Genomic DNA, 26,389 nt, shown 5'->3' on the forward strand with positions numbered 1-26,389 from the left:
GTTCACCATAGACGGTAAGGCACGTTGTTCAAGCCGGTCTTGCCGGACGTGGAGTACACATCGTAGACATCGTCGCCCTCGCGCGGCTCGGCCGCCTCGCTGGCGTAGCTGCGCTTGCCCCACGTTTGCGCATCACTGAGGCCAGCATCCCCATTGAACGGGTCGCGCGGCACGCGGCGCAAAAAGAACATCTTGCTGCGCTTCGGGTTGCGCTGGTCCGCCACCCCCTCGACCAGCAGTTCCAGGCTTTTCGGATAACCGCTGGCGTCTGTCGCGCGCACGATTCGGCCCTCGTCGCCAGCCCGTTTATACGCATCGATCCCCTGGCGGATCTCGCGCAGTGCGCGCCGCAATTCCTGCTCCTGGCGCCGCTGCACCGTCACCTGCGTGACGGGAATGACCAGGGTGGCCAGCACGCCCAGGATGGCCAGGGTCACCAGCAGTTCGATCAGGGTAAAACCTCCCTGCCCCCTCTGCGCATGCGCCAGTCTCATTTGGCAGGCGGTGGCGGTGGCGGCGCCACCGGTACCGGCTGGCTCGACGACAGCGGCAAGGGCGCCGCCTGCAGCGGTACGGGCTGGCCCGACGATATCGGCAAAGACGACGGAGACGGCTCGGGCGACGGCGCCACTTCCGGCGCCGGCACGCTCTGCGGCAAAGTCGATGGCACCTGGCCTGGCGTCATCATCGGCTGCGCCGGCGCCGGCTGCATGCCGACGGCTGACGGGCCGGAACGCACGATCACCGTGCCCGGCATCTGCGTGGGCGCCTTGGCCGCCATGTCGGGACGGCGGCGGAAGCTGCCTTCCGTGCCGGCCGAGAATTCCGATTCCTTCGCTTCCGGACGCTGCACGGTGCGCACCAGGTGCGGCGTGATCGACAGCACGATTTCCGTCTTCTGGCTGTCGTCCTTGCTGCTGCCGAACAGCCGCCCCAGTACGGGGATGTCGCCCAGGCCAGGCACCTTGTTGCCCGAGCTGCGCTCTTCATTGTTGATCAGGCCCGCCAGCACCTGGTTTTCGCCATCCTTCAGCTGCAGCATGGTCGACGCCTGGCGCGTGCCGATCTGGTACAGGGTCGAGCCGCTGCGGGTGGTGGTGGCCGCGCCCAGGTTGCTCACCTCGAGCGAGATGCGGATGCCCACCTCGTTGTTCAAATAGATGGTCGGCTCGGCGTTTACCGTCAGGCCCACGTCCAGGTAGCTGATCGACTCGGAAGCGAAGCCGCCCGTGCCCGGCGAAATCGTGGTGGTCACCACGGGTACCCTGTCGCCGATGACGAACTTCGCCTTTTCCCTGTTGCGCACACGGATGCGCGGGTTGGCCAGGATGTTCGCGTCGCCGTCCGTCTTGTTGGCGTTGGCCGTCACGGACAGGTCGCTCACGCCGATGGTGCGCTGGTTCAGCTTATTCAAGTCGCTGATGGTCAGGCCGATTCCGCCCGAGGTGGAAAGCGGCGTCAGGGTCAGGCTCGATGGCCAGGCCACGCCCAGTTCCATCAGGCGGCTGCGCTTGACTTCGAGGATTTCCAATTCCAGCACCACTTCCGCCTCGGGTACGTCCTGCAGCGCGATCAGGCGCTCGGCCAGGCGGATCGCCTCGGGCGTGTCGCGCACGATGACCAGGTTGAGCTTTTCATCGGCCACCACGTCGCGCGTCTTCAAAATGGTCTTGAGCGTGTTGGCCACCTGCTTGGCGTCCGCATTCGCCAAGAAGAAGGTCTTCACCAGCACTTCCTGGTACTCCTTTAATTTCGCCGCCACGTTCGGATAGATCAGGATCGTGTTCGCATCCATCACCTGCTGCTCCAGCTGGTTCGTCACCAGCAGGAAGTAGACGGCCGATTCCACCGTGCTGTTTTTCAGGAAGATCGAGGTTTTCGCGTCCGCCTTGACGTCCTTGTCGAAGACGAAATTGAGGCCGGAACGGCGCGCGATCAGCTCGAATACCTGTTTTAACGGCGCGTCGCGAAACTCGATCGTGATCGGCTGCTTGTACGACTTGGCCAGGCCCGACTCGACCACGGGCGGCGCCGTTTTGTCGTCGACCTCGCGCAGCAGCGTGCGCGCGCCCGCATGGTTCGGCTGCTCCGTGAGGATGGCGTTCAGGCGCTGGCGCGCGGGGTCGTAGCGCTTGGCGTCGATATCCTTCTGCGCTTCGGCCAGCAGCTTGCCCTGGCGCTGCTCGCGTTCAAGCGCGCGCAAGCCGCTGTTGGCCCGTTCGTTCTGCGCATCGATTTCCAGCACGCTCATGAAGGAGGCGCGCGCCAGTTCGCCCTGCCCCGCCTGCGCTTGGCGCTCGGCCTGCTGCAAGCGGATGCCGGTCGCCCGCTCGCGCGCCTGCAGATAGGCGCTGCGGTATTGCGCATTGCCGGGGTCTTGCTGCAGCGCTTCCTGCAGCTTTTGCAGGCCGGCCGGCACCTGGTCTTGCGCGATCAGCTCGCGCCCGTCGCGGTAGGCTTGCTGCCCTGCGCAACCGGACAGCAACAAGAGCAGCAGCGCCGATGAAAAGGAACGAGACATCACTCGGAAACTCCAATGTTGAGCTGCTGAACCTGGTTCAACGGCAGATAAGTGAGCGTCATGACGGGCGGCGCGATCGTCACGACCTTGTAGGCGCCATCGATGACGGTATTGGCGCGCACGATATACGTCTTGTCGGCGCGCGACAGAAACACTTCCCAGGCGCCATCGGCGGCCGCCTTGCCCAGGTAGACGAAAGGCAGCGGCGGCGCCATTGGAGGCGGAGGCGGCGGCGCGGCCGTCACCGCCATTTTCGGCGGCGGCGGATTCCAGTTCTGGCTCTGGAAGACAGCGCCGGCGCCGCCAAAGGTATCGCCATCCTCGCCCGCCACTTCGCTGCGCGGCAGCAGGGCCAGGATGGCCGGCTGCGCGGCTGGCGCCTTGGCCGCAGCATGGCGCGCGGGCGCGACGGCCCGCTCCACCGCCTCGGCCACGTCGGCCACGGGCTGGCGCTCGCCGAACAGCAGCAAGGCGCCCGCGCCCAGCACGCCGGCCAGCATCAGATAATGGCGCGGGGTCATGGCGTTTCTCCCGCATCGCCAGGCGTATCGGTCAGGTAAAAGGTCAGGCGCAAGCGCGCTTCGAGTTGCGTATCGGCGATCTGCTCGCGGCGAAAACTCAGTTCGTCGAGCGAGGCGAAGGGGACGGCGCGCAGCGCTTGCAGCGCGAACTGCGACACGGCCGCATAACTGCCCTTCAGCGGCAAGGTCACCTGGTAGGTGGCAACTCGGCTGGCCTTGTCGTAGCCGCTCTTGTATTCGCCCTGCGCCAGCAGCAAGCCGTTTTTTGCGGCCAGGTCGAACAGCTGCTTGACCTGCTGCTCGGCATGGCGCTGCTGTCCCAGCGCGGCATAAAAGCGCGCCAGGTTTTCGCTGGCTGTCGCCGGCGGTGCGGCGGCCACCACGGCCAGCGCTGGCTGCGGCAAGGGCCGCGCTTCCAGCTGCGCCGCCACGGCGCGCTGCTGCCAGGCCCAGACCCAGGCAGCCACGCCCAGCGCGAGCAATGCCACTGCCAGGCAGGCGGGCGCCCCCAAACGGCGCAGCAGCAGTTGCGCGCGCAGGCGCAAGCTATTGAGGTCGATGGCCATCATGGCGTGCCCCAGCGCGCTTCGAGCTGGAAGCGCAAGGGTTTATTCGGATCGAGCGCGTTGATTTCATGGCGCAGCAGCTGCACGCGCGTGCCGAACAGCTCCTGCTGCTTCAGTTGCGCCACATACGCCACCATGGCGTCGCTGCTGGTCGTTTCCGCCGTGATCTTCAGCACGCGCTTGCGCGCGTCCGGTTCCAGCGCCAGCAGCGCGATTGCGGGCGGCGTGGCGCTGGCCAGCGCATCCTGCAGGTCGCGCCACGGCAGGTTCAATTGCAGGATGGCCGCATTCACGGCCGCCGCCTGCGCGGGCGCGATCGGCGTGGTCACCACCGGCGCCGGTCCCTGCGTGGCGGCCAGCACGCGCTGCTGCGCGCGCTGCAACTGCCCCTCGCGCAACTGCTGGCGCTGCAGCGCGGCGCTGCCGCTGTACGCCGCCGTGACGGCCAGCGCCACGCCCAGCGCGCCGACGCACCACGCCCACGCGGGCACGCGGTGCAGGCTGCGGCGCCAGTTTGGCGGCGCGAAATCGATATCGAGGCGCGTCATGCCACGCCTCCGCTATGCGCCAGCCGGGCGGCCGGCGACAGGGCGGCTTCCCCGTCCGGCGCGGAAAAAACCTGGCAGTGGAATTCTTTCGCCGGCGTCAGCCATGCGGGCGGCGGCGCGCCGCACAGCTGCAACAGCGCCGGTGCGGATACGCCTTGCAGCAGCGCCTCGCGCGCCAAGGTCTGCGCCAGCCAGTCCCTGCCAGCGCCAGGCGGCACGGGCAGCGCGCGCACGGCGCGCAAATAACCATCGTGCAGCACGCCCAGGGTCAGGGCGTTCTCCTGCAACTGGCCAAACCAGGCGCCCGGCTTCAAGGCGCCGTGCCAGCGGTTCCAGTGGCGCGCGAATTGCGGCGTAATAAAAATCAGGGCCAGCTTGCGTGCTGCGGCCACGCGCGTCAGCTGTGTCAGAAGCGCACGGGGCACGGCGCAGAAAAACGGCGCGCGCGCATCCCAGGCGCTGCTGCTGTGCCACAAGCCCGGCGCATCGCCATACAGCGACTGGAAACGCAGCGCGGCAGCCGCCTCGATGTCGGCCAGGCGCGCTGCGCCTTGCGGCATGTCCACTTGCCACAAGCGCGCCAGTCCATCGTCAAGCACCACGGACAAGGGCCAGCCCGCGTACTCGCCAGCTGGCAGCAACTGCGCCAGCGCCTGGCCCAGGGCGGCAAAGTCGCCATGCGGCGTGTCGTCCGGCGCATACGCGGCTTCGCCCAGCGAGGTCCATGCGGGCGCGCGCCAGCGGCTGCTGCGCCACAGGCTCACCTTGCCCGCCGCCACGCCCAGGCGCAATCCTTGTCCAAGACCTCTACGCATGCAGGGTGACCCTCTTGATTTCCGTGATGGTGGTGGCGCCCCGCTTGACCAGTTCCAGCGCCGCCAGGCGCAGGCTGCGCGTGCCGTTCGCATACGCGGCCGCCTTGATCTGGCGGATCGGTTTTTTATCGACGATCAATTCGCGGATTTCATCGGTCAGCACGAGAATTTCGGCGATAGAACGCCGCCCCTTGTAGCCCGTGCCGCGGCAATCGCCGCAGCCCTTGCCCTGCATGAATTGATACTCCGCCACGTCGGCGCGCGCCAGTCCCACGCTGGCCAGCTCGGCATCGTCAGGCGTGTACTCGGTGGCGCAATGGGGGCAGTTGGTGCGGATCAGCCGCTGCGCCCAGATGCCGTTCAGGGCCGAGACAAACGCATACGGGTCGATGCCCATATGCGTAAAACGGCCGAACACGTCGAATACATTATTTGCATGCACGGTAGTCAGCACCAAATGGCCCGTGAGGGCCGATTGCACGGCAATTTCCGCCGTTTCGCGGTCGCGGATCTCGCCCACCATGATCTTGTCGGGGTCGTGGCGCAGGATCGAGCGCAAGCCCTTGGCAAAGGTCAGCCCCTTCTTTTCATTGACGGGAATTTGCAGAATGCCGGGCAGCTGGTATTCGACGGGGTCTTCGATGGTGATGATCTTTTCGCGCCCGTTGTGGATTTCCGTCAGCGCCGCATACAGGGTCGTCGTCTTGCCCGAGCCGGTCGGTCCCGTCACGAGCAGCATGCCGTAGGCTTCCTGCGCCAGCGCGCGCAAGGCGACCAGCGATGGCGAGTCAAAGCCCAGCGCTTCCAGAGTCAGCGCGCCGTAGGCTTCGATCATGGCGCGCTTGTCGAGGATACGGATGACGGCATCCTCGCCATGGATGCTGGGCATGATGGAGACGCGCAAATCGATTTCGCGCCCGCCCGACTCGACGCGAAAGCTGCCGTCCTGCGGCACGCGGCGCTCGGCGATATCGAGTTCGGCCAGCACTTTCAGGCGCGAGATGATGTGCTCGGCCACTTCGATGCCGTTGACGGACGTGGCGTGATCGAGCACGCCGTCAACGCGGTACTTGACGGCCAGGCCGCCGGCCGTGCTTTCCAGGTGAATGTCCGAGGCGCCCGCCTTCAGCGCGTCATACAGGGTCGAGTTGACCAGCTTGACGGCGGGGCTGGCCGCTTCCGACACGCTGGCGAACGACAGCACGGCGGCCGTCTTGCCATCGCGCCGCGCGTCACTGGCGGCGCCGGGCAGCAGGCTGTCGACGGCGCGCGCCGATTCTTCCTGCTTCGACAGGTAGGCGCCGATGTCGGCCTGCAGCGCCAGGCGCACGTCCAAGACGCCCTGCCCGGCGCGCGCATTCAGCCAGGTTTGCAGGTCGAGGTCGAACGGGTCGGCGATCACGCCCACCAGCTGGCCGCCGGCGGCGCGCAGCAGCACGCTGTGACGCGCCAGCGCCTGCGACAGGGGCAGCACATCGAAGGCGGGAGACAAGGCCAGCATGTCGGCCGTTTCCAGCACGTCCAGGCCGAACGGGCGCGCCAGTTCGCGCACCACGGCGCGCGCCTCGATGCCGCTCAGCTCCTGCAATTCCTCGACCAGGCTGCGCTTCGATTGCCGGCTCAGGATACGCGCGCGCTGCAGCAGCGCGGGATCGATGGCGACAGGAACGGAGAAAATCTGGTTCATGAAATATCGCCGGCAAGGTCAAAGATGGGCATGTACAGCAGGATCACGATGGCGCCCACGACCAGGCCGATGGCGGCCATCAGCAAGGGTTCGAAGGTGCGCGTAAAACGGTCGATCCAGCGGCTGATTTCGCCGTCGTAAAAAGCGGCCGACTGCGTCAGCATGGGCCCCATGTCGCCCGTGCGCTCGCCCACGCGCAGCATGCGCAGGGAAATGGGCGTCGTCAATTGGTGCTGCTCGAACGCCGACGACAGGGGCTGACCCGCCTCGATGGCGCCGCGCGCCTGCTGCAAGGACGCCTGCATGCCCGGCGAGACCATGGCCTGCACGGTGGCGATCGCCTGCACGATGGTGATGCCGCCCTCGGCCAGCATGCCCAGGGTCAGGTACAGGCGCGACAATTCATAGATGCGCACGCGCTCGCCGATGCCGGGCAGTTTCGCCAGCAGGCGCGCCACGCCGCCATTGCGCAGCACGCGCCGCACGGCAGTCAACACGATGCTGCCGACCAGCGCCAGGCCCAGCAGCAACAGCACGCCGTGTTCGGTGACGAACTGGCCCCAGCTGAGCATCACTTGCGACATCCACGGCAGGTTGCGCCCGGCGCCCTGGTAGACCTCGGCGAAACGGGGCACCACATAGCTGATCAGGAAGGCGCTGACGCCGCCGCCCACGGCCAGCAGGATGGCGGGATAGATGGCGGCGCTGACGATCTTGCCGCGTACAGCATCGATCCGCTGCTGGTAATCGATGTAGCGCGACAGGGCGCGCGGCAAGTCGCTCGTGCCCTCGGCCGCCTTGACGATGCCGATATACAAGGGGGGAAACAGTTCCGCCTGCTCTGCCAGCACGGCGGAAAAGCGCTTGCCTTCGCGCAAGCCTTCCAGCAGGCGCGTGAGCACGCTGCGCGTGGCCGGCGAGGCTTCCTTTTCCAGCAAGGCTTCCAGCGCTTCGACGATGCCCAGGCCCGCTTGCAGCAGCGCCAGCAATTCCTGGCTGAACAGCAGCAGGGGCAGCGCCCGCGCCCGCTGGCGCCCGGCGGCGCTGAACGGCGTGGCCCGCACGGGGCGGATGGCACTGACAAACAGGCCACGCGCCTCGGCCTGGCGGCGCGCGTCGGCTTCGTCGCGGCCGTCGATCACGCACGTCTGCAAGGTAGTTACGGCCTGGTCCGTGGAAAGCGCGCGTACTTCGAACTGCATGATGGCTTGTCCGTAGGAAAAAGAATGGCGCTGGCGCTATTGCGAGCTGATGTCGGCGTTCTCGCCGCTGCCGCCCGGCTGGCCATCCTTGCCCATCGAGACGATGTCATATTCGCCCTTGCTGCCCGGCGCGCGGTATTGATAGGCATGGCCCCACGGGTCGAGCGGCACGGCCTTTTTCAGGTAAGGGCCATTCCAGCGCGTGCCGGCGGCGGGCGGTGCCACCAGCAGCGCGGCCAGCCCCTCTTCCGTGGTGGGATAGCGCCCCACGTCGAGGCGGTAGGTGTCGAGCGATTTTTCAAACGCCTCGATCTGCGCCTTGGCCACCGTCACTTCGGATTTGCCCAGCTGGGCGAAATACTTGGGGCCGACATAGGCCGCCAGCAAGCCGATGATCACGATGACGACCAGCAATTCGAGCAAGGTAAAGCCGCGCGCATGGCGCGTTGCCGCAAGGTTCTGCCTGTGTGCTGCATGCATCCGGTAACTCCTTATTGCCTACCTTCAATACATTGCGTCGCTGCGCGCGGCGGATGGCCACGCACGGGCGACACGCGCTTGCCTGATGCTTATCAGCCTACCATGCCGGTTATGGTTAATACAATCTTTTCTTTGCTCTGTGAACAACAAATTCCTGCGGAAACCATCCAGTGTGCGCGAAACTGCCACGGCGCCGCGCGCGCTTGCCTGGCTGCTTGATGATTCAACTATTTTCAATGCAGAAACTATCTACTCCTGGTTACCAAATCATAGTAAGTGATGAATTTTATTCATTCATTATTTGTAACTTTCAAATTAAATTTGCAAGAATATCAAACAATGGAATTGCCTCTTTTGCTATAGTAAAAGTCAATTTTCTACGTATTGGTCTTATCCGTCCACGCAGAAAAGAGCATCCCAGACGCAAAACATATTGCATCCGACATAATCATCAAGGGAAAATTCATGACTCGTATTGTGCATTCGAAGGCAACTGCCGCAGCAAGTCCTTTCTCGGCCAAGCAGTGGACTGGCGCCGCCATCCTGGCCCTGTCCGCCGCCTGGGCGCCCGCCGCCGTCGCGGAAGTGATCAACTTCGATAATCTGGACAGCCAGTTCGTCGGCCACGGCGGCTCCCTGGAATTCTACGATTTCCTGCTGACGGGCGCCTCGAATGTGCCGGGCGCCAGTTATGGCGACCTGGTCGGCGCCGTCTTCGACGGCACGGACCCGGCCGCCTGCGGCATGGCGTGCCCGACCAATAATACGAGCAATTACTATGCGTCGCTCAACGACGGCGTCGTCTATCTCGACCCAGCGCACTACGGCGGCAGCGTCAGCCTGCAGGGCTTCGACGCCAGCTTCATCGGCTATGCCCAGGGCGTCAGCTATCCGGCCGTGGCCGGCCTGCTGCGCGTCCAGGGTTTCTATGCGGATGGCTCTTCCCTGTATGAAACGTACCAGCTGGGCGGACCCGTCGGCGGCAACTTTCAGTTCCAGCACTACAACACCAGCGCCAACTTCGGCAGCCAGCAATTCGCCTCGCTGGCCTTCTTCGGATTCACTTGCAACACGGCCGGCAATTGCAACGCCTTCACGACCAACAAGGGCCAGTTTGCGCTCGACAATATCGTCGCCTCGGTACCGGAGCCATCGACCTACGCGATGATGCTGCTGGGCCTGGCCGGTGTCGGATTCGCTGCGCGCCGCCGCAGCAAGCAAGCCTGATTGCCGCCTCTTTTTGACTCCGATACCGATACAGGAAACCCTACATGACATTCCGTCCCGCCTTGCGTCCCATTTCGCTCGCCGTGCTGAGCCTGTTTGCCAGCCTCAGCTTCCAGGCCCACGCCGACGACCTGCGCCGCCCCTACATCGTGCAACTGACCGACAAACCGATCGCTTCCTACACCGGCTCGGTGGAAGGCCTGGGCGCCACCCAGCCTGCCGCCGGTGGCCGCCTCGACCTGGCCAGCACGCAAGTGCAGCTGTATGGCGACTACCTTGAACAGAAACAGGCCCGGGTACAGGCGCTCGTTGCCGCCGCGCCCGTGCAATACCAGTACAAGATCGTCCTCAACGGTTTTTCCGCCCTGCTGACGGACGCCGAAGTGCGCCAGCTGCAGGCGAGCGGCGAAGTGGCCAGCATCGCCCCCGACGAGCCGCGCGCCCTGCAAACGAACTACACGCCGACCTTCCTGGGCCTGGACCAGCCGGGCGGCCTGTGGAGCCAGCTGGGCGGCAAGCAGCATGCGGGCGAAGACATCATCATCGGCATCGTCGATGGCGGCGTGTGGCCGGAAAACCTGTCGTATGCGGACAAGGTCGACGCCAACGGCGCCCCGACCTTCGACCCGAACGCCACCCTGGCCTACGGCGCGCCGCCGGCCGCCTGGAAAGGCAGCTGCCAGGCAGGCGAAGGCTTTACGTCCGACCACTGCAACAACAAATTGCTGGGCGCGCAATACTTCAACGCCGTGCGCCTGACCGAGACGGACAAGATCCAGCACTGGAGCGAATTCACCTCGCCGCGCGATTCCATCGGCGACCCGAATGGCGAAGGCGGCCACGGCACGCACACTTCGTCCACCGCGGGCGGCAATGCGGGCGTGCCCGTGACCGTGAACGGCTCGCCGCTGGGCGCCATTTCCGGCGTGGCACCGCGCGCCCGCCTGTCCGTCTACAAGGTATGCTGGTCGTACAACCTGGCCACCCAGCCGACCGGTGCGAAGAACGGCTGCTACGGCGGCGACAGCGTGGCGGCGATTGAAAAAGCCGTGCAGGATGGCGTCCACGTGATCAACTACTCGATCAGCGGCGGCGGCACCGTCAACGATCCGGTCGAGCAAGCTTTCCTCCACGCGTCGAATGCGGGCGTGTTCGTTGCCGCTTCGGCCGGCAATGCGGGACCGGCGAACACGGTGGCCCACGTCAGCCCATGGATCACCACCGTGGCAGCCTCGACGCACAACCGCGCCAACCAGGCCAAGGTAACCTTGAGCAACGGCGCCAGCTACACGGGCGCCTCGCTCAACTACAACCCGCTGCCTGCCACCGCCCTGATCCGCGCGCAAGACGCGGGCCTGCCCGGCGCCGATGCGCAAAAACTGGCCCTGTGCTACCGCGCCGGCGACAACGGCGGCGTGGCCCTGCTGGACCCGGCCAAGGTTGCAGGCAAGGTCGTCAGCTGCCTGCGCGGCACCACGGCACGCACCGACAAGGGCGTCGCCGTACTCGAAGCGGGCGGCGCCGGCATGGTGCTGGTCGACACGGGCATCGGTCTGGTGTCCGACCCGCACGTGCTGCCGGCCGTGCACGTGAGCGCCGCCGATGGCGCGCTGATCAATGCCCAGGCGCAAACGGGCACGGCCACGGCCGCCATCTCGCGTTTCGTCACCAACGGCAACGGCCCCGCCGCCCCCGTGGTGGCCGACTTCTCGTCACGCGGCCCGAACCTGTATGACGCCAACCTGCTCAAGCCGGACGTCACCGCGCCTGGCGTGGACATCCTGGCCGGCGGCACGCCTGCCTTGTCGCGCGCCCAGCGCGACGCCGTGCAGGATGGCAGCCTGGTACCGCCGCAAGCCTACATCTTCCTGCAAGGCACTTCGATGGCCAGCCCGCACGTGGCCGGCCTGGCCGCCCTGCTGCGCCAGCAGCATCCGGACTGGAGCCCGGCCGCCATCAAGTCGGCCCTGATGACGACCGGCAGCGCCACCCTGCCCGACATCCAGGCGGGCGACGCGCGCGGCATCCTGCCATGGGGCCAGGGCGCCGGCCATGTGACGCCGAACAAGGCAACCGATCCCGGCCTCGTGTATGACGCCAGCCTGGCCGATTACAAGAAATACATGTGCGGCGTCGGCATGACGGCCGAATGCGCGGGCGGCACCCTGGCCGGCTACAACCTGAACATGCCGTCCATCACCATCGGCAACGTGCTGGGCACGCAAACGGTGACGCGCCGCGTCACCAACGTGGGCAGCAGCAGCGCCACCTACACGGCCAGCGCCTCGCTCAGCGGTTACAGCGTGGCGGTGGCGCCTGCCACCCTGGCGCTGGCACCCGGTGAAACCAAGTCCTTCACCGTGACCCTGACGCGCACGACGGCGCCGGACAATGCCTGGCAGTATGGCGCCCTCGTGTGGAGCGACGGCGTGCACACGGTGCGCAGCCCCGTCACGGCCCGCTCGGGCCGCGCGGTGCAGTCGCCGGCATTGCTGCAGGCCGACAAAGTCAGCGGCCTGCGTTCGCTGACCCTGTCCACCGGCTTTGCTGGCAAGGTCGGCGCGGCGACGGGCGGCCTGAAGGAAGTAGCGCGCAGCGAGCAAACCATCAGCCAGGCCGCGCCGGGCAGCGTGGAAACGCTGGCGCAGATGGCCGACGCGTGCAAGGCGGGCGGCAGCGGCGTGCGCGCGGTCAATGTCAGCATTCCCGCCAGCACCGTCGTGGCGCGCTTCGAAATCTTCGACCGGGACACCACGGAAGGCACCGGCAATGACCTCGACATGCTGCTGCTCAACAGCGCCGGCGCGACGGTCGCCACCTCGGCCACGGCCGGCTCGAACGAAGCCATCACCGTGACCACCCCGGCGGCAGGCAGCTACAAGGTCTGCGTGATCGGCTATGAACTGGCAAATGGCGTCTCGACCGGCTTCGGCCTGTCGTCGGCCGTCGTCACGACAGCCGACAAGGGCGGCAACCTGAAAGCCACCCTGCCTACCAAGGTATATGTGGGCGGCAGCGCCACGGCCGGCATCAGCTGGTCGGGACTGGAAACGGGCAAACGCTACCTGGGCGGCGTAGTCTTCCTTGATGGCAACAGCGCGGCAGCGTCCACCACCGTACTGTCGGTAGAGACCAACAACCCGTTGCCGCTGGCCGTCCCCAGCCAGCGCAACGTGAGGGCGGACGCCAAGCTGTAACGCTATCGCTCCACGCAGTAACACGGCGCGCCCTGCGGGGCGCGTTTTTTATGCGCGACGCGCGTACAATCGGCGCATGTCCACCTTTCGCCTCTGCATTGCCATCCTGGCCGGCATGGCCAGCATGCATGCCCTGCCTGTCGCGGCGCAGGCCGCTGCGGCGCGGCAGTCCTACGTAGTGCAATTGCGCGCCCCGCCGCTGGCCTCGCAAGCGGACGGCGTGCATGGGCTCGATACCCACAGCGATGCGGCGCGGCGCTACACGGCCCAGCTGGAAGCGCAGCAGCGCGCCGTGCTGGCGCTGGTGCCAGATGCCCCCGTGCAATACCGCTACACGACGGCCTTCAACGGCTTTGCCGCCATGCTGACACCGGCCGAAGTGGCGCGCCTGCAAGCGAGCCCGGACGTGGCGCGGGTATCGCCCGGCAGCATCGAACACACGCAAGACGGCGGTAATGAAAAGAGTCGGGCCCGGCCGCGGGACCAGCGCTAGTGGCTGAGCAGGCGCAGCGCGATGCCGCGCGACACGGCTTGCATGCGGTTGCTTACTCCCAATAATTTATAGATGCGCTGCAAATGGCTTTTCACGGTGGTGCCGCTGATGCCGAGAATTTGCCCCACTTCGTCATTGCTTTTCCCCTCGCGCACCCAATGCAGCACTTCCAGCTCGCGCGCACTGGCCGCGCGCGCGGCAGCCGGGCCCGTCACGGATGCACGCTGGCTACCTGGCAGCGCCAGCCAGTGCACGTGCAGGTAGGGCAGCAGCAACTCCAGCGCATACGCCTGGCGCGCCGCGTCCGCCGGCTTCACGGCGAACAAGGCAAAAAAGCTGCCGCCGGCGTCGCCCACGCTGCCATGCACCAGCACGCCGTCGATGACGCCCGCCCTATGGCCACCCGCGCGCCAGGCCAGCGCAAGGTGCGCCAGCTGGGCCTGGCGCTCGCGCAGCTGCGCGTGATCTGGCGCGGCGCTGTGCCAGGCTTCGCTGCGCAGCACGGCCCCGCCGGCGTCCAGTTGCGCGCACATCAATATGTCGTGCGGCAACAGCGTTTGCAGCGGCCCCTGGCTCCACAGAAAGAAATCGCCGGGCACGGCGATGCCATGCGCGCCAAGGATGGCGTGCAGCAGGTATTCCTGCTCCCGCCCCGTCAGCAGCATCATGCGCACACGGCGGTATCAAACGCCAGATAGCGGTAGCCGCTGCCGCGTACGGTTTCAATGCGGTGGCCGCAGCCGCCCGGCTGCAAGGCGTGGCGCAATCGTCCCACGTGGGCGTCGACCGTGCGCTCGTCGAGATAGGCGGCATGGCCCCACACCTGGTCCAGCAGTTGCGCGCGGCTATGCACCCTGCCCGGATGGTCCATGAGGAAATGCAGCAGTTTGAATTCCACGCGGCCAAGGTGGATGGGCACCTTACCCGCCGTCACGCGCAGGGTGTGCGGGTCGAGCCGCAAGGCGGCAGCCCCGGCCGTGCCTGCGCCTGTGCGCAAGGCCGATGGCGCGTGCCGGCGCAGCAGCGCATGCACACGGGCCAGCATCTCACGGGGACCGAAAGGCTTGCACAGATAATCATCGGCGCCGCTTTCCAGCGCCAGCACCTTGTCCTGTTCGCTGTCGCGCGTGCTGATCATGATGATGGGCAAGTCGCACAGCGCGCCATCCTGGCGCACCTGGCGCAGCAGCGCAATGCCGGACGCATCGGGCAGTTCCCATTCCAGCAACAGCACGTCTGGCGGATCGGCCGCCAGCAGCGCCAGCGCGCCGCGCGCATCCAGGGCGCAGCTGACCCGGTAGCCGGCGCCCGCAAGGTTATGCGCCAGCAGCGCCTGCATGGCAGGCGCAGGGTCCAGCACCAGGATATGGCCAGGCATCGATGCATCTCCCGAAAAAAGTTGGCAGCAGTCATAAAAATACTAGACTGCCCGACAAGTTTTTTACTATGCATCAAGCGTAAAACGGTGACTAATACAATTTAGTTTCCTGATTTATAGCTATTGCGAATAAATAGACGAAAAAAAACACAGCGGCCCGCAGGCGCGCTGTGTTTAGTCTGGGACGATTATGCGCGTGCGACAGGCTGGCGGCGGCGCAGGGCAAAACCGATCAGCGCCAGGCCGCCCGTCAGCATCATCCATTCCGACGCTTCCGGCACGGCCGAGATCGAAGCGATGCTCGCATACGTGCTGCCGGCGATGCTGGCGGGCAAGCCACCAGTCATCGGCGTCAGCTCGAACTGCACCAGGTTGCCATTGACGTTGCCCAGGTAAGCCATGCCGGTGTAGTCGAGCAAGCCCACGCCAAACGTCGTGCCCGCGTTGCCGGCCGTGTTCAGGAAGTCGCCGCCAAAGACGATATTGAAACCGAACTTGCCGCCCAGGGTCACGTTGTGGAACCAGTCGTTGTAGGCGCCGCTATTGCCGAAGGTCAAGGTGCCGGGCAAGCTGCCGCTGACATTGCCTTCCATCGATTCCAGTGCGCCGAACGCGCCCGAGAAATTGCTGAGCACGGCGCTGGCGCCCGGCGCCGGGCTGTTGCCGGCAATAAAGGCGAAGTCGAGGAAACCGGCGCCCGAGAACTGGCTCGTGTCGATTTCCACGTGGTAGCCGAGCGGACCCGCCAACGCCAGGCTGGAGCTGGCGGCCAGCACGGCGGCCAGCACGGCGCGGCGCAGGGTGAGGTTGAATGTCGTTGTCAACATGATGGTGTCCTTAGAAGTTGCCGGCGAAAATGCTGGCCGAGTAATTGATCGTCACTTTCGACGGATTGGTGAAACTGACGGCAAACGAGGCCGTCGCACCCGGCGCCAGGCTGGCCGCGTTGACAGTGACATAGGCGGCGCCCGCATGGCTGCCCGTGGCATTGGCCAGGCTGACGCCGGCAGGCAAGCCGCCGAACACTACCTGGAACGGGCCGTTCAAAACGCTCGTACCCGTGTTGGTGAACGAGAACGTGCCCGTGTACTTTTGCGTCACGCGGTTGTAGGTGAGGCCCGAGCTCGCTTGCGCCACGCCGGCCGTGATGTCGCGGTAGGCGGGCTGCAAGTCCAGGCTGATGACGACGGGATCATGGTCCGAAGCGCGGTACGGCAAGGCGTTGTACAGGTCTTGCGGCTTGGCCGAGTCGATGTTGTAGTCGATCACTTCCGGCTCATCCGCATTCAGATGCCATTCGGCCACGCCGGCCACTTGCGGGCTCAGCGAGGCGCTGGCCAGCGCATGGTCGAGGTAGCCGCTCTGGCCGCCGAATACGTACGAATACGGCATGCCGGACGGCCGCACGAAACGCTCGAGTTCATTGACGAAGCCGGCACCCGTGATGACCTGGATCGGGTCTTCCGCGCCATAGGAATTGAGGTCGCCGATGACCAGCACGTCCGCGTCGCCGGCAGCGGCCGCCACCTGCGGTACGAAGCTGCCGATCAGGCGCTGGGCTTGCTGCACGCGGGTGGCGTTCCAGCAGCTCTGGCTATCGTTCTGGTCCGCGTCCAGCCCGCTCGAGGGGCAGCTGCCCTTCGACTTCAGGTGGTTGACGATCAGCGAGAATTTCTCGCCATTGCCTGCGCGGAAGGTTTGCGCCATCGGCGGACGGTTGTTGATGGCGTTGGCGTCCGACAAGGCACCGCCCGCCAGGCCCAGCTTGGCTGGCTTGTAGATCATGGCCACGCGGATAGCATCCGTGCCCGTGGCGGCCGGCTTCGGCACCACGGCATACGTGACGCCGCCGATGGCCGCGTTGAGCTGCTCGACCAGGTAGGTGACGGCCGTTTCGCCATTGTTCTGAATTTCCATCAAACCGACCACGTCCGCATCGATGGCTTTCAGCTCGGCGACGATCTTGTCACGCTGGCGCACAAACTCGGCCAGATTGTCGGCGCCGCGGCAATTGCTCTTGGTGGTCGAAGTGCCCACGGTACAGCCCTGCCCCGTTTGCCCAAAGATATTGTTGCCATTCGTAAAGGTCGTAAAGAAATTCAGCACGTTGGCGCTGGCCACCTTGACGTTGCCGGACGGCAGTTCCGGGCTGCCCGTGCGCGGGTTGTCGCGCGAGAATTGCGGCGTCTGTGTCGGCTGTAATTTGTAGGCGGCGCCGCCACCGCCGATGGCGCCAAAGTCCACCACGCCCGTCAGGTCGGCCACCGTGTCGCCGCTGCGCACGGTGTTGTCCTGGCCGATATACGGTATCGTTGGCGGCGCCACGAAAATGCCGTCATCGAGCACGATCAGGTTGTTCGCATTGGCGGCGATCAAGGCTTGCGCCTCGGCGGAGCCGGCCGGGTAGCGGTTGGTCGGCACTTCGCGCCGTCCCGACGACAGGCTCAGTTCGCCACGCGCGCCCAGATAGGCGTTTTGCGACACGGTCAACGGCTGCGTGAAGCGCACGAGCATGCCTTCCACGGCAGCCAGGTTGTCGTTCGGCAAGCTCACATTCGCCGGCACGACACTGTGGCCCGCGCTTTGCGTGAGGATGGCCGTCACGTCCTTGAATTCCGTATAGGAATTTTTCGCGCCCGATGGCGTGTATTCGACCACCGTGCCCGTCACGCGCACCAGTTCGCCCGGCTGCACGGTGGTGGCCGTCGCGCCCGTGTACACGAAGATGCCGTCCGACGTCGACGGGTCGCCGTCGCCGGCCGCATCCTGGATAAAGAAGCCGGTGCCCACTTTCAAGGTCACCACGCCCTCGGTCGTCTGCACGGAATTGGCGTAGGGGCTGCTGGCTCCGCTGCCCTGGATTTGCGGGATCGTATGGCTGATGGCGGCCAGGCCTTGCACGGCCACGTCAACCTTGCACGACGCCGTCTGCTGCTGGTCGTTGCTGAAATTCACGATGACCGGGTAATTTCCCACCGGCACGCCAGCGGCCACCAGCAGGTCCACGCTGGCGCTCTCGCCCGCCACGCCGGCCGCACTGAAATTGGCCAGGCTGATGCCGGCCACGGCCGGCGAGCTCAGGGTGGCCGCATTCACGACGCCATCGACGTCGGATGCGCGCAGCACGGCGCTGCCGCCATTGCCCACAGCCAAGGCCAGGCTGGCTGGGCAGCTGGTAATAATCTGGTGCACGACGGGGCCGCCGCACACATTCAGCGGCGAAGCCGTATTGCGCGGCGTCACGCTGCCGGTGGCGAAGTCCGCGCTATTGTCGTCCGTGTCGCCGCAGCCGCCATTCGCGCGCGCAATCGACAGGGTATTCGATGGTGCGGGCGCCACGGCGCCTTCAAAACCGTTGGCCGTGCCGAAACCGACGAGGTCGACGATAGCGGCGCCCGTGGGGCTGGCGCCCGTCTGGGCCGTCTTGCTATTACTCAGCAACACCTTGCCCGCCGTGCCGGACATGGCCAGGCTGCCCGTGGCGTCCGGCGTAGGCAAGTCCTGCGTGCCGCCCGCGCCCTTGGCTTGCTGGACCAGCAAATACTGGCCTGGTTGCAAATCGATAGCCGGCAAGGCCGTCACGGCCCAGCTCGTGCCAGCGGCGGACGCGTATTGCACGCTCCAATTGCCCAAGTTCACGGGGCTGGCGCCGCGGTTGAAGACTTCGATGAAATCGTTGCGGTACAGCGCCCCCGAATTGCCGCCACCGCCATACACCTGGCTGATGACGATATCGGAAGCAGCCAGGGCTGGCACGGACACGCTGGCCAGCACGGCGGCCATGACGGTCAGGCGCAGCGGCGTGCGCAAGGGGGAAAACGAGGTGTGCATGAGGATCCCGGTCGGTAAATAAATGACGCCGGCCCCACATGATCGGCCGGCGCGCCACAATTAACAAAAGTATTTCAGACTTGTTATTTGCATATTAAAGGCCCGGGATGACGACTTGATGACATTTGGTTAAGCCGAATGGAGTAAAAGTCCAGCCGCCCATCCTTCATCCAAGTAGCTAGGCAACAACATTTGACCGTCAGACTTCAGCAAGCACAGCAAATTGCTCAAAAATATGATATATTTCTATTAAATAAGTTTTATTCCTTGCAAGTTTATAAAGCTTGCCCAGTCAGTAGCAACACGCCAGTAAATAGATATGCAAAGGGCCCAGTCCACGCCCTGCGCCACGCACAATCGATGCGCTATTTGAATGTACTGCTAATTTTATTGCGTCGAGATCATGGAGCGCGCAGCGCCCTGTCGGCATGAAAACCCTAGCGAGATCAAACCATGAAAAAATTCACCCCCGTCGTCCACCTATCCCTGCTGACAATTGCCGCCACCCTGGCATTGAGCGCAGGTTACGCGACAGCGCAAACAGCGGCACCAGCCGCTGCGGACAATAAACGCTGCGAAGCAAACAATGCCGGCACCAACGGCAACGCCAGCGAGGCAGACATGAACAGCACATATAGCGCGTGCCGTTTGGCAAATGGTGCCATTGGCATGGGTTGGCGCACCAACGACGGCAAAGGATCCACGCCCGAATTCGGTGGCGAAGAATCTTCGCAAGTATTGCGCAAGCCGCATTTCGACAGTCGCGGCCATGATCTGAGCCAGTTCGATACAGATGCAAGTACGCGTACCAAAGGCTTGGGAAGAGGCATCAAGCAAGATGGTTTTGACTATAGCTCGGGTACGCGCGATTTTGTTGCGCAAGAAAGACTGGAACCGTTTAGCGGCAGCGAAGGCTACCGTGGTGTGGGACGGGCGATGCCGGAACAGTATGCGTCTCTGCTGACGTCCTCCGACACGCCCACTCCCGCGGCAGCCGGCGGCGGTGGCGTTGGCTCCGGTGGTGCTGGCGGCGGCATCGAAGGCCGCGGTGTTACTCCCAACACCATATTGCCGCCGGTACTGGCCGTTCCTGAACCGGAAACGTATGCCATGCTGCTGGCCGGCCTGGGACTGGTGGCCTTCATGGGACGCCGAAAACGCACGGCTAAAACCTAATCAAAAAGGCTCGCAAGAGCCTTTTTTTATTTATCTGGCAGCAACGCAAGCGAGCGCTGTTAACGTCGGAATGCCCTGTAGGGGGCCGCCAGTGGATCGCCGATGAACAATCCTTGTGCCGGCCACGCCACACTTCCCCAGTACGCTTCCAACGCCGTCATGCCCGTCAGGTAGCGCCGCAACAAGACTGTCGAATTCGGGAATTTCTGCCAATAGTTACACGGTTCACTGACGGTACCGTAGCTGGCCGTCGCGCCCGCCTCCAGCCAGCGCTGGCTGCTCATTTGCGCCGTCCCCTGCAGATCGCCACCGAACGAAGTCAGGTGATCCGCCAGGGCGCCTGGCAGAAAGCGCAAGGTATCGAGCTTGGCGACCTTGGCCATGCCGGTCTGGTAGACCATGATGTCCTGTGCACCGTCGAGCACATCAGCCTTCAGATTCTTGACCGTCAGCTTGCGCTGGCGAACGATCCCGGCAGGCGGGAAAAAAGCGGCACGACTGTTGCGCGCATTTTCGCTGGTGGTCAGATAATACGCGCTGGCGGCGGGCACGGAAAAACCGCTGACCGTCCCGCGATCCACCACAGCCTTGGCCTCTTCCACAAAATCGATGGGCAGCAACATGGACAGGCGCATGCCCATCTGCGTAAATGGCTGCGGCACATTGCTGTTGAAATACGTGCTGGGCTTGCCGGCGTCACACGTCTTGGCGCATTGCCCCGCATCGTAGCCCAGGGTATAGGCGGAAGTGATGGAATTGCATTCGACCGCGTAAGGCGCGCTCCACACCATCAGCACGGCCTGGATATGGGGCTTCAATTGCGCGTCAATGCGCTCCTTCAACTGCGCGAACTGATCCATGCTGAGCTTGCGCGGGCGATTCGGGATATTCACGTGCACAACGTTCGCAGGCGGGATGCCATGCGCCTGGCGGTAATATTCACCCACCACGATACTGTTTGGTTCGGCGTCATTGATCACGACTGCCAATTGCAGCGCATTCAATCCTGGCGGCATGGATGGTGCATCGGCATGGGCGATGCCGGCAGCCAGCGCCAGCGAAAGGAAGAGAGATTTATGCAAGGTCAATATCGCCGTTGAAGAAGATCGAAGCCGCCATGTGGCGGCCGCCAGCTATGCCCGATGATTATAGCGCCCAGCAATCGACAGGCGAAAAAAATGGAGGCCGCAGCCTCCATTTCATCAATGCAACAGACGCGCTCAGGCTTGCAGCTTGCGGCGGCGCGCCGCGAAGCCGACCAGGCCCAGGCCGGCCAGCAGCATGCCGTAGGTTTCCGGTTCCGGCACCGGCGTCACCGCCAGGTTGCCGCTATAGCTGCCACCAGCGGACGAAGCCACATAGCCATCGATCTGCAGGAAGTAATTGCCGGTCGCCAGCGGCGTACCGCCCGATGCCAGGCTCCAGGCTTGGTCTTGCGCCGTATAGTTGATCAGATCGAGCGTACCCTGAAACAGTACGCCGCCGGCATTGCGCAGGCTGAAGCCGGTCAAGGTCAGGCCGGAATTGGCGCTGGGCTTGAGCGAGGTCGCCAGTGCGCTCAGGTCATTGAAACCCGTTACGCTAAAGGTATATTTGTCGCTGAAAAAGTTATTTTGCGCGCCAGCCAACTGGCCTGCCGCCAGCGAGAAAGAACCCAGCAATTCAGCGCTCGAGTAATCGAGCAAGTCTTGCGTCAAATCTACCGGTGCATGGCTGATATCGACCGGAGCGGCGTGGGCCGCCAGGCTGCTGCCGGCAAACATCGCTGCCACGAACAGGGACTGAAGAAATTTTTTCATACTTTTCACCAAGAGTGCTGCGGCCAGCTCAGGCTGGCCGCGGGATAAAATGCGAATGGAGGGGCAAACGGACGTCGTTCGCCGTGCTCAGCCGGCGTTCTGGCGACGGCGCGCCATGAAGCCCAGCAGACCCAGGCCAGCGAGCAGCATGGCATACGTGCCAGGCTCAGGCACGGCCGACACCAGGCTGCCGTTGGCACTGAAAGCGGCGCCCGTGTTCGACACGACATTGCCGCTGACTTTCAGGTAGTAGGAACCGGCTGCCAGATTCGCGTACGACAAGGTCCACTTGTCGTCTATGCCGCTCAGCAGTTGATCGCCTCCCAGCAATTGCGCATTGTTGACGCTGCTGTACAAGCCAAAACCCGTCAGATTCAGGCCATTCAAGGCGCTGCTGCTGCGCGACGTCAAGACCAGGCTCAGATCGCTGGCGTGCGCCACGTCAAACGTAAACAAATCATTGAAGAAATTGTTTTTCTGATTATTCTTGAACTTGTCGCTGAACGTCAATGAACCACCCGTGGACAGCTTCATGGCACCTGGCAGCGAACTGATGTCCACCGGCGCGGCAAAAGCTGCCTGCGAGAATACAGCTGAACAGGCAAACGCCAGCGTTGCGAGCACCGAGCAAATATTTTTCTTCATGCGATTCCACCAACGTAACTGCGGGTAGCATTGCACCCGCATGTATTTATCTAATCAAACCAGGCAGAATCATAGCATAAAGCAATTTTTTATGTTAACTATTGTTTAATGATGAGTTACTTTATAGCATCATTCTTTAAGCCAATAGTTTCACAGTGCAGATATCGTAAAAACCGCGCATCAGGCGCGCTGGTAGACATCCTCCAGCCGCACGATGTCGTCTTCGCCCAGATAGCTGCCCGATTGCACTTCGATCAGGTGCAGCGGCAATTTACCCGGGTTTTCCAGCCGGTGCGTCATACCGATGGGAATGTACGTCGATTCGTTTTCCGTCAGCAAAGTCACCTTCTCGCCGCAGGTGACGCTGGCCGTACCGCTGACGACCACCCAGTGCTCGGCGCGGTGATGGTGCATCTGCAAGGACAGCTTGCCGCCCGGATTGACCGTGATGCGCTTGACCTGGAAGCGCTCGCCGATATCGATGCCTTCATAGCTGCCCCATGGGCGGTACACCTTGCGGTGCTGCACGTGTTCGCTGCGCCCCGCCTGTTTCAAGTGATCGACGACCTGTTTCACGCGCTGCACCTGGTCCTTGTGCGCGACCAGGATGGCGTCGTCCGTTTCCACCACGATCAAGTCCTGCACGCCCAGCACGGCCACCATGCGGCGCTCGGCGCGCACCAGGCAATTGCTCACGCCGTCGAGATACACGTCGCCGCGCACCACGTTGCCGTTGGCATCCCCGTGCTGCACTTCCCACAGGGCTGACCAGGAACCGACATCGCTCCAGCCGATGGCGGCCGGCAGCACCACCGCATGCGCCGTATGCTCCATGACGGCATAGTCGATCGAATCGGACGGACAGGCGGCGAAGGCCTTCTCTTCCAGGCGGCAGAAATCGAGGTCGCGGTAGCCGTCGCGCACGGCCGCCTCGCAGGCGGCCAGCATGGCGGGCTGGAATTGCCCCAGTTCTCCCAGATAACGTTCGGCGCGGAACATGAACATGCCGCTGTTCCAGAAATAATTGCCGGCAGCCAGGAACGACTGCGCCGTGGCCAGGTCCGGCTTTTCCACGAAACGCTCGACCTTGCAACCGATGGCACCAGGGCTCACGGGTGCGCCGCTGCGGATATAGCCATAGCCCGTTTCCGGCGCCGTCGGCACGATGCCGAAGGTGGCCAGCGCGCCGTCGGCCGCCAGCAGCGCCGCCTCGGCGATGGACTGGTGAAACGCGGCCACGTCGGTGATGACATGGTCGGCCGGCAAGACCAGCATCAGCGCATGCGGGTCGATGGCCAGCAGGTATTGCGCGGCCACGGCCACGGCAGGCGCCGTGTTGCGCCCTACCGGTTCGAGCAAGATACCCAGCGGCGGCAAGCCGATCTCGCGCAGCTGCTCGGCCACCATGAAGCGGTGCTCATTGCCGCACACCACCAGCGGCGGCATGACTTCAAACTCGGCCAGCGCACTATCGCCGGCACGGCGGTTCGACAGGCTGCTCACGCGCAACGCCGTTTCCTGCAACATGGTCTTGTCCGTTACCAGCGGCAACAGTTGCTTGGGCAACACGGCGCGCGACAGCGGCCACAAACGGGTGCCCGAACCGCCGGACAGGATGACTGGGTAAATTTTCATGGTTTCATTTCAAAAGCAGTTTATTGAGGAGCATGCACGCTCGACACTATAATCGTTCAGGCGATCAGCATGCCACCCAGCACGCCGCGCGCGGCGCTTTTGTCCGGCGCCATCAGCCGCCATCCTTGCTCAAGGTCACGGGAACGGGGGGCGCGGCGGCGGGAAACAGGCGCGCATACGCGGCCAGCAGCTTGGGCGCTTCATATTCCCACTCCAGTTCGTTGATCACGCGATGGCGGCCAAACGCGCCCATCTGCTCGCGGCGGGCCGGGTCGTCGAGCAATTCGACGATCTTGCGTGCCATGTCGATAGGGTCGTTCTTCAAGGCATACAGCGACGCCTGCTGCGCCGACACCTTGCCTTCGACCAGGTCGAATTGCACGATCGGTTTTCCCAATGCCATGTATTCCATGATCTTGTTCATGGTCGACTTGTCGTTCATGTCGTTGGCCACGTCCGGGTTCACGCATACGTCGGACGTGTTGAGCATTTCCAGCAATTGCTGGTCCGGCACGCGTCCCGTGAACGTCACATAGTCGGCGATGCCCATGTCCTGCGCCATCTGCTTCATCTGTTCCAGCGACGTGCCGCCGCCCACCAGGCCGAAGTGCACATCCTCGCGCTTCAAGGTCTGCACGATGTATTGCGCCGCCTGCAGCAGCAGATCGATGCCTTCCTGCGCCCCCATCACGCCCACATAGCCGACCAGGTAAGTGCGGCCCTTCTTGAGTTCCGGCACGGGCGGCAGCACGCGCAAGCGGTCCAGCTTGGGTCCGCTGCGCACCACGTAGACATCCTCGGGCTTCATGCCGCCCCGCTCGATGGCGATCTTCTTGTACGACTCGTTAGTGGCGATCGACACGTCGGCGCTCTGGAACGACCAGCGCTCGAACAGCACCATCAGTTTATAAAAGAAATCGCGCCGGCCGAACTTGGCTTCGTACAGCTCCGGATTGATGTCGTGGTGGTCGAACAGGAAACGCTTGCCCATCGTCAACTTGAAGAAGCCGCCGATGAGGAACAGCAGGTCGGGCGGATTGCAGGCGTGGATGACGTCGAAGCCGCGCGCGAAGTGCACTTTCCACGCCAGGCGGAAAGTGTGGAACAGCGCCAGCGAATATTCGACCAGGTACCCCTTCGCCCCTTCCGCTTCCAGCGGCAGGTTGTAGCGGTAGATATGGATGCCGTCGATGGCTTCGTAGCGCGACTCGTAGCCCTTGCCCGTCGGGCAGATGATCGACACTTCATAGCCGTTCGCATGCAGGGTGGTCGCTTCCTGCCACACGCGCCGGTCGAACGGCGACGGCAGGTTTTCCACCAGGATCAGCACACGGCGCGGCTGCCCTGCCAATTGATTACCAGCAGATGCCGTCATATTGTTCTCCACTTTGATCCTTGCTGATGCGCACCAGGTCGACGATGTGCTGGTGCGGCTGCAGGCTGCCAGGCACGGTCTTGAATTCGGCCGCGCCATTGCCGATGACGATGGTGTCGGCAAAATCGAGCACGTCCTGCATGTTCGTCACCATCAGCTTGGAAATGTGCGGGATGTGGTTGAGGATGTAATCCTGGTTGGCGCCAGTCAGGGCGGCCAGGTTGACGTTCTTGTCGTACAGCTTCAGCTCGTAGCCCTTGCCCAGCAGGTACTCGATGACGTCGACCAGCGGCGACTCGCGCAAGTCGTCCGTGCCGGCCTTGAACGAGAAGCCCAGGATGCCCACCTTGCGCGCGCCCTTGTCGACAATCATCTTGATGCCTTTTTCCACTTGCCGCTGGTTCGACGGCAAGATGGAATTGAGCAGAGGCAAATCGAGGTCCAGGCTGCGCGCCTTGTAGGTCAGCGCGCGCACGTCTTTCGGCAGGCAGGAGCCGCCGAAGGCGAAGCCCGGCTTCATGTAGTACGGCGACAGGTTCAGCTTGGTGTCCTGGCAGAAGATTTCCATCACCTTGTGGCCATCGATGCCGACCGCCTTGCAGATGTTGCCGATTTCATTGGCGAACGCCACCTTGACGGCGTGCCAGGTGTTGTCCGTGTACTTGACCATCTCGGCCGTTTCCACGTCCGTGCGCACCAGCGGCGCATCCATCTTTTCATACAGCTGCACCAACAGCGCGCCAGCCTTTTCATCGGACTCGCCAATCACCGTCTTCGGCGGATTGTAGTAATCGTAGACGGCCGTGCCTTCGCGCAGGAATTCCGGGTTGTTGCACACGCCGAAATCGACGCCGGCCACCTTGCCCGAGGCCGCTTCCAGGGTAGGAATGACGAGCGAACGCATGGAGCCTGGCAGCATGGTCGAGCGCGCCACGACGACGTGGAAACTGTCTTTTTCGCGGATGGCGGCGCCGATCTCCTGGCACACCTTGCGCACGTGGCTGAGGTCCAGGTTGCCATTGAGCTGCGAAGGCGTACCCACGCAGATGAGCGACATGTCCGAGCTGAAGACGGCGTCGCGCACGTCGAACGTGGCGCGCAAGTGGCCGCTTTTCACAGTGGCGGCGATCATCTCGCCGATGTCTTTTTCGATGATGGGCGTGGTGCCCTGGTTGATCAGCTCCACCTTGGTCCTGTTCGGATCGACGCCGATCACTTCATGCCCATCCGTTGCCAGGCAACCGGCAGAGACCGCACCCACGTAGCCGAGGCCAAAAATACTGATTTTCAAAA

Annotated in this window: 23 protein-coding genes; 4 read left to right on the top strand and 19 right to left on the bottom strand. The window is 63.9% G+C overall.

Annotation, left to right across the window (positions count from 1 at the left end; translation table 11 throughout):
• Positions 1-2 precede the first annotated feature (2 nt).
• Genes AC54AG_RS11820 through gspG form a run of 9 tightly spaced genes read right to left on the bottom strand, consistent with a single transcriptional unit; the run spans position 3 to position 8,340 of the window.
• Complete coding sequence (locus AC54AG_RS11820) at positions 3-494, bottom strand: type II secretion system protein (protein ID WP_034751600.1); 492 nt, start codon at positions 492-494, stop codon at positions 3-5.
• Entirely contained in the window at positions 491-2,521 is a 2,031-nt protein-coding gene (locus tag AC54AG_RS11825) for a secretin GspD/PilQ domain-containing protein (RefSeq protein WP_070303855.1), read from the bottom strand. The genes AC54AG_RS11820 and AC54AG_RS11825 overlap by 4 nt, the downstream gene beginning before the upstream one ends.
• A complete protein-coding gene (locus tag AC54AG_RS11830) occupies positions 2,521-3,042 on the bottom strand; it encodes a hypothetical protein (protein WP_070303857.1) in 522 nt (173 codons plus the stop codon). The genes AC54AG_RS11825 and AC54AG_RS11830 overlap by 1 nt, the downstream gene beginning before the upstream one ends.
• Positions 3,039-3,611 carry a hypothetical protein gene (locus AC54AG_RS11835; RefSeq protein ID WP_496630423.1) on the bottom strand — a complete coding sequence of 191 codons (573 nt, stop codon included), beginning with the start codon at positions 3,609-3,611 and terminating at the stop codon, positions 3,039-3,041. Before AC54AG_RS11835 ends, AC54AG_RS11830 begins: the two co-directional genes overlap by 4 nt.
• Positions 3,608-4,156 carry a hypothetical protein gene (locus AC54AG_RS11840; RefSeq protein ID WP_070303861.1) on the bottom strand — a complete coding sequence of 183 codons (549 nt, stop codon included), beginning with the start codon at positions 4,154-4,156 and terminating at the stop codon, positions 3,608-3,610. Before AC54AG_RS11840 ends, AC54AG_RS11835 begins: the two co-directional genes overlap by 4 nt.
• Positions 4,153-4,971, bottom strand: coding sequence for a hypothetical protein (locus tag AC54AG_RS11845; protein ID WP_139143420.1), 819 nt, complete (start codon positions 4,969-4,971; stop codon positions 4,153-4,155). The genes AC54AG_RS11840 and AC54AG_RS11845 overlap by 4 nt, the downstream gene beginning before the upstream one ends.
• Complete coding sequence (locus AC54AG_RS11850) at positions 4,964-6,658, bottom strand: GspE/PulE family protein (protein WP_496630426.1); 1,695 nt, start codon at positions 6,656-6,658, stop codon at positions 4,964-4,966. Before AC54AG_RS11850 ends, AC54AG_RS11845 begins: the two co-directional genes overlap by 8 nt.
• The gene (locus AC54AG_RS11855; RefSeq protein ID WP_496630428.1) at positions 6,655-7,860 is read right to left on the bottom strand and encodes a type II secretion system F family protein; all 1,206 of its coding nucleotides are present in this window, start codon (positions 7,858-7,860) and stop codon (positions 6,655-6,657) included. The genes AC54AG_RS11850 and AC54AG_RS11855 overlap by 4 nt, the downstream gene beginning before the upstream one ends.
• Before the next feature lie 36 nt (positions 7,861-7,896).
• Positions 7,897-8,340: a type II secretion system major pseudopilin GspG gene (gene gspG, locus AC54AG_RS11860; protein WP_034751618.1), complete on the bottom strand. Its 444-nt coding sequence runs from the start codon at positions 8,338-8,340 to the stop codon at positions 7,897-7,899.
• 465 nt (positions 8,341-8,805) lie between these two features.
• Here gspG and AC54AG_RS11865 point away from each other — a divergent pair, with 465 nt between their 5' ends.
• From AC54AG_RS11865 to AC54AG_RS11875, 3 genes are all read left to right on the top strand, one after another.
• Entirely contained in the window at positions 8,806-9,567 is a 762-nt protein-coding gene (locus AC54AG_RS11865; protein ID WP_496630430.1) for an NF038120 family PEP-CTERM protein, read from the top strand.
• 44 nt (positions 9,568-9,611) lie between these two features.
• A complete protein-coding gene (locus tag AC54AG_RS11870; RefSeq protein ID WP_496630432.1) occupies positions 9,612-12,764 on the top strand; it encodes a S8 family serine peptidase in 3,153 nt (1,050 codons plus the stop codon).
• Between the two features lie 76 nt (positions 12,765-12,840).
• The gene (locus tag AC54AG_RS11875; RefSeq protein WP_219329168.1) at positions 12,841-13,257 is read left to right on the top strand and encodes a protease inhibitor I9 family protein; all 417 of its coding nucleotides are present in this window, start codon (positions 12,841-12,843) and stop codon (positions 13,255-13,257) included.
• On the opposite strand, the gene AC54AG_RS11880 is transcribed toward AC54AG_RS11875, so the two are convergent.
• The 4 genes from AC54AG_RS11880 to AC54AG_RS11895 all read right to left on the bottom strand — a co-directional run bounded on the left by AC54AG_RS11880 (position 13,254) and on the right by AC54AG_RS11895 (position 18,466).
• A complete protein-coding gene (locus AC54AG_RS11880; RefSeq protein ID WP_219329169.1) occupies positions 13,254-13,925 on the bottom strand; it encodes a LuxR C-terminal-related transcriptional regulator in 672 nt (223 codons plus the stop codon). The genes AC54AG_RS11875 and AC54AG_RS11880 overlap by 4 nt on opposite strands.
• Entirely contained in the window at positions 13,922-14,635 is a 714-nt protein-coding gene (locus AC54AG_RS11885; RefSeq protein ID WP_219329170.1) for a winged helix-turn-helix domain-containing protein, read from the bottom strand. The genes AC54AG_RS11880 and AC54AG_RS11885 overlap by 4 nt, the downstream gene beginning before the upstream one ends.
• Positions 14,636-14,823: 188 nt before the next feature.
• Complete coding sequence (locus AC54AG_RS11890; RefSeq protein WP_496630435.1) at positions 14,824-15,462, bottom strand: NF038129 family PEP-CTERM protein; 639 nt, start codon at positions 15,460-15,462, stop codon at positions 14,824-14,826.
• A gap of 10 nt (positions 15,463-15,472) precedes the next feature.
• Positions 15,473-18,466, bottom strand: coding sequence for an ExeM/NucH family extracellular endonuclease (locus AC54AG_RS11895; protein WP_496630437.1), 2,994 nt, complete (start codon positions 18,464-18,466; stop codon positions 15,473-15,475).
• Positions 18,467-18,919: 453 nt separating this feature from the next.
• Between AC54AG_RS11895 and AC54AG_RS11900 the strand changes: the two genes are divergently transcribed.
• Positions 18,920-19,642: a PEP-CTERM sorting domain-containing protein gene (locus AC54AG_RS11900; RefSeq protein ID WP_070303884.1), complete on the top strand. Its 723-nt coding sequence runs from the start codon at positions 18,920-18,922 to the stop codon at positions 19,640-19,642.
• A 59-nt stretch (positions 19,643-19,701) separates the two neighbouring features.
• Here the strand turns inward: AC54AG_RS11900 and AC54AG_RS11905 are convergent, their stop codons facing one another.
• From AC54AG_RS11905 to AC54AG_RS11930, 6 genes are all read right to left on the bottom strand, one after another.
• Positions 19,702-20,730 (bottom strand): TIGR03790 family protein, encoded by a 1,029-nt coding sequence (locus tag AC54AG_RS11905; RefSeq protein WP_425324031.1) that lies wholly within the window; start codon positions 20,728-20,730, stop codon positions 19,702-19,704.
• A 132-nt stretch (positions 20,731-20,862) separates the two neighbouring features.
• A complete protein-coding gene (locus tag AC54AG_RS11910) occupies positions 20,863-21,441 on the bottom strand; it encodes an FxDxF family PEP-CTERM protein (protein ID WP_034751637.1) in 579 nt (192 codons plus the stop codon).
• An 87-nt stretch (positions 21,442-21,528) separates the two neighbouring features.
• Positions 21,529-22,086 (bottom strand): FxDxF family PEP-CTERM protein, encoded by a 558-nt coding sequence (locus AC54AG_RS11915; protein WP_496630440.1) that lies wholly within the window; start codon positions 22,084-22,086, stop codon positions 21,529-21,531.
• A 180-nt stretch (positions 22,087-22,266) separates the two neighbouring features.
• Positions 22,267-23,721, bottom strand: coding sequence for a mannose-1-phosphate guanylyltransferase/mannose-6-phosphate isomerase (locus AC54AG_RS11920; protein ID WP_070303889.1), 1,455 nt, complete (start codon positions 23,719-23,721; stop codon positions 22,267-22,269).
• Positions 23,722-23,833: 112 nt separating this feature from the next.
• Positions 23,834-25,096, bottom strand: a complete 1,263-nt coding sequence (locus AC54AG_RS11925; RefSeq protein ID WP_070303891.1) for a glycosyltransferase family 4 protein — start codon at positions 25,094-25,096, stop codon at positions 23,834-23,836.
• Complete coding sequence (locus AC54AG_RS11930; RefSeq protein WP_070303892.1) at positions 25,077-26,387, bottom strand: nucleotide sugar dehydrogenase; 1,311 nt, start codon at positions 26,385-26,387, stop codon at positions 25,077-25,079. Before AC54AG_RS11930 ends, AC54AG_RS11925 begins: the two co-directional genes overlap by 20 nt.
• Positions 26,388-26,389 lie beyond the last annotated feature (2 nt).

The sequence above is a fragment of the Janthinobacterium sp. BCJ23 genome (assembly GCF_059617945.1).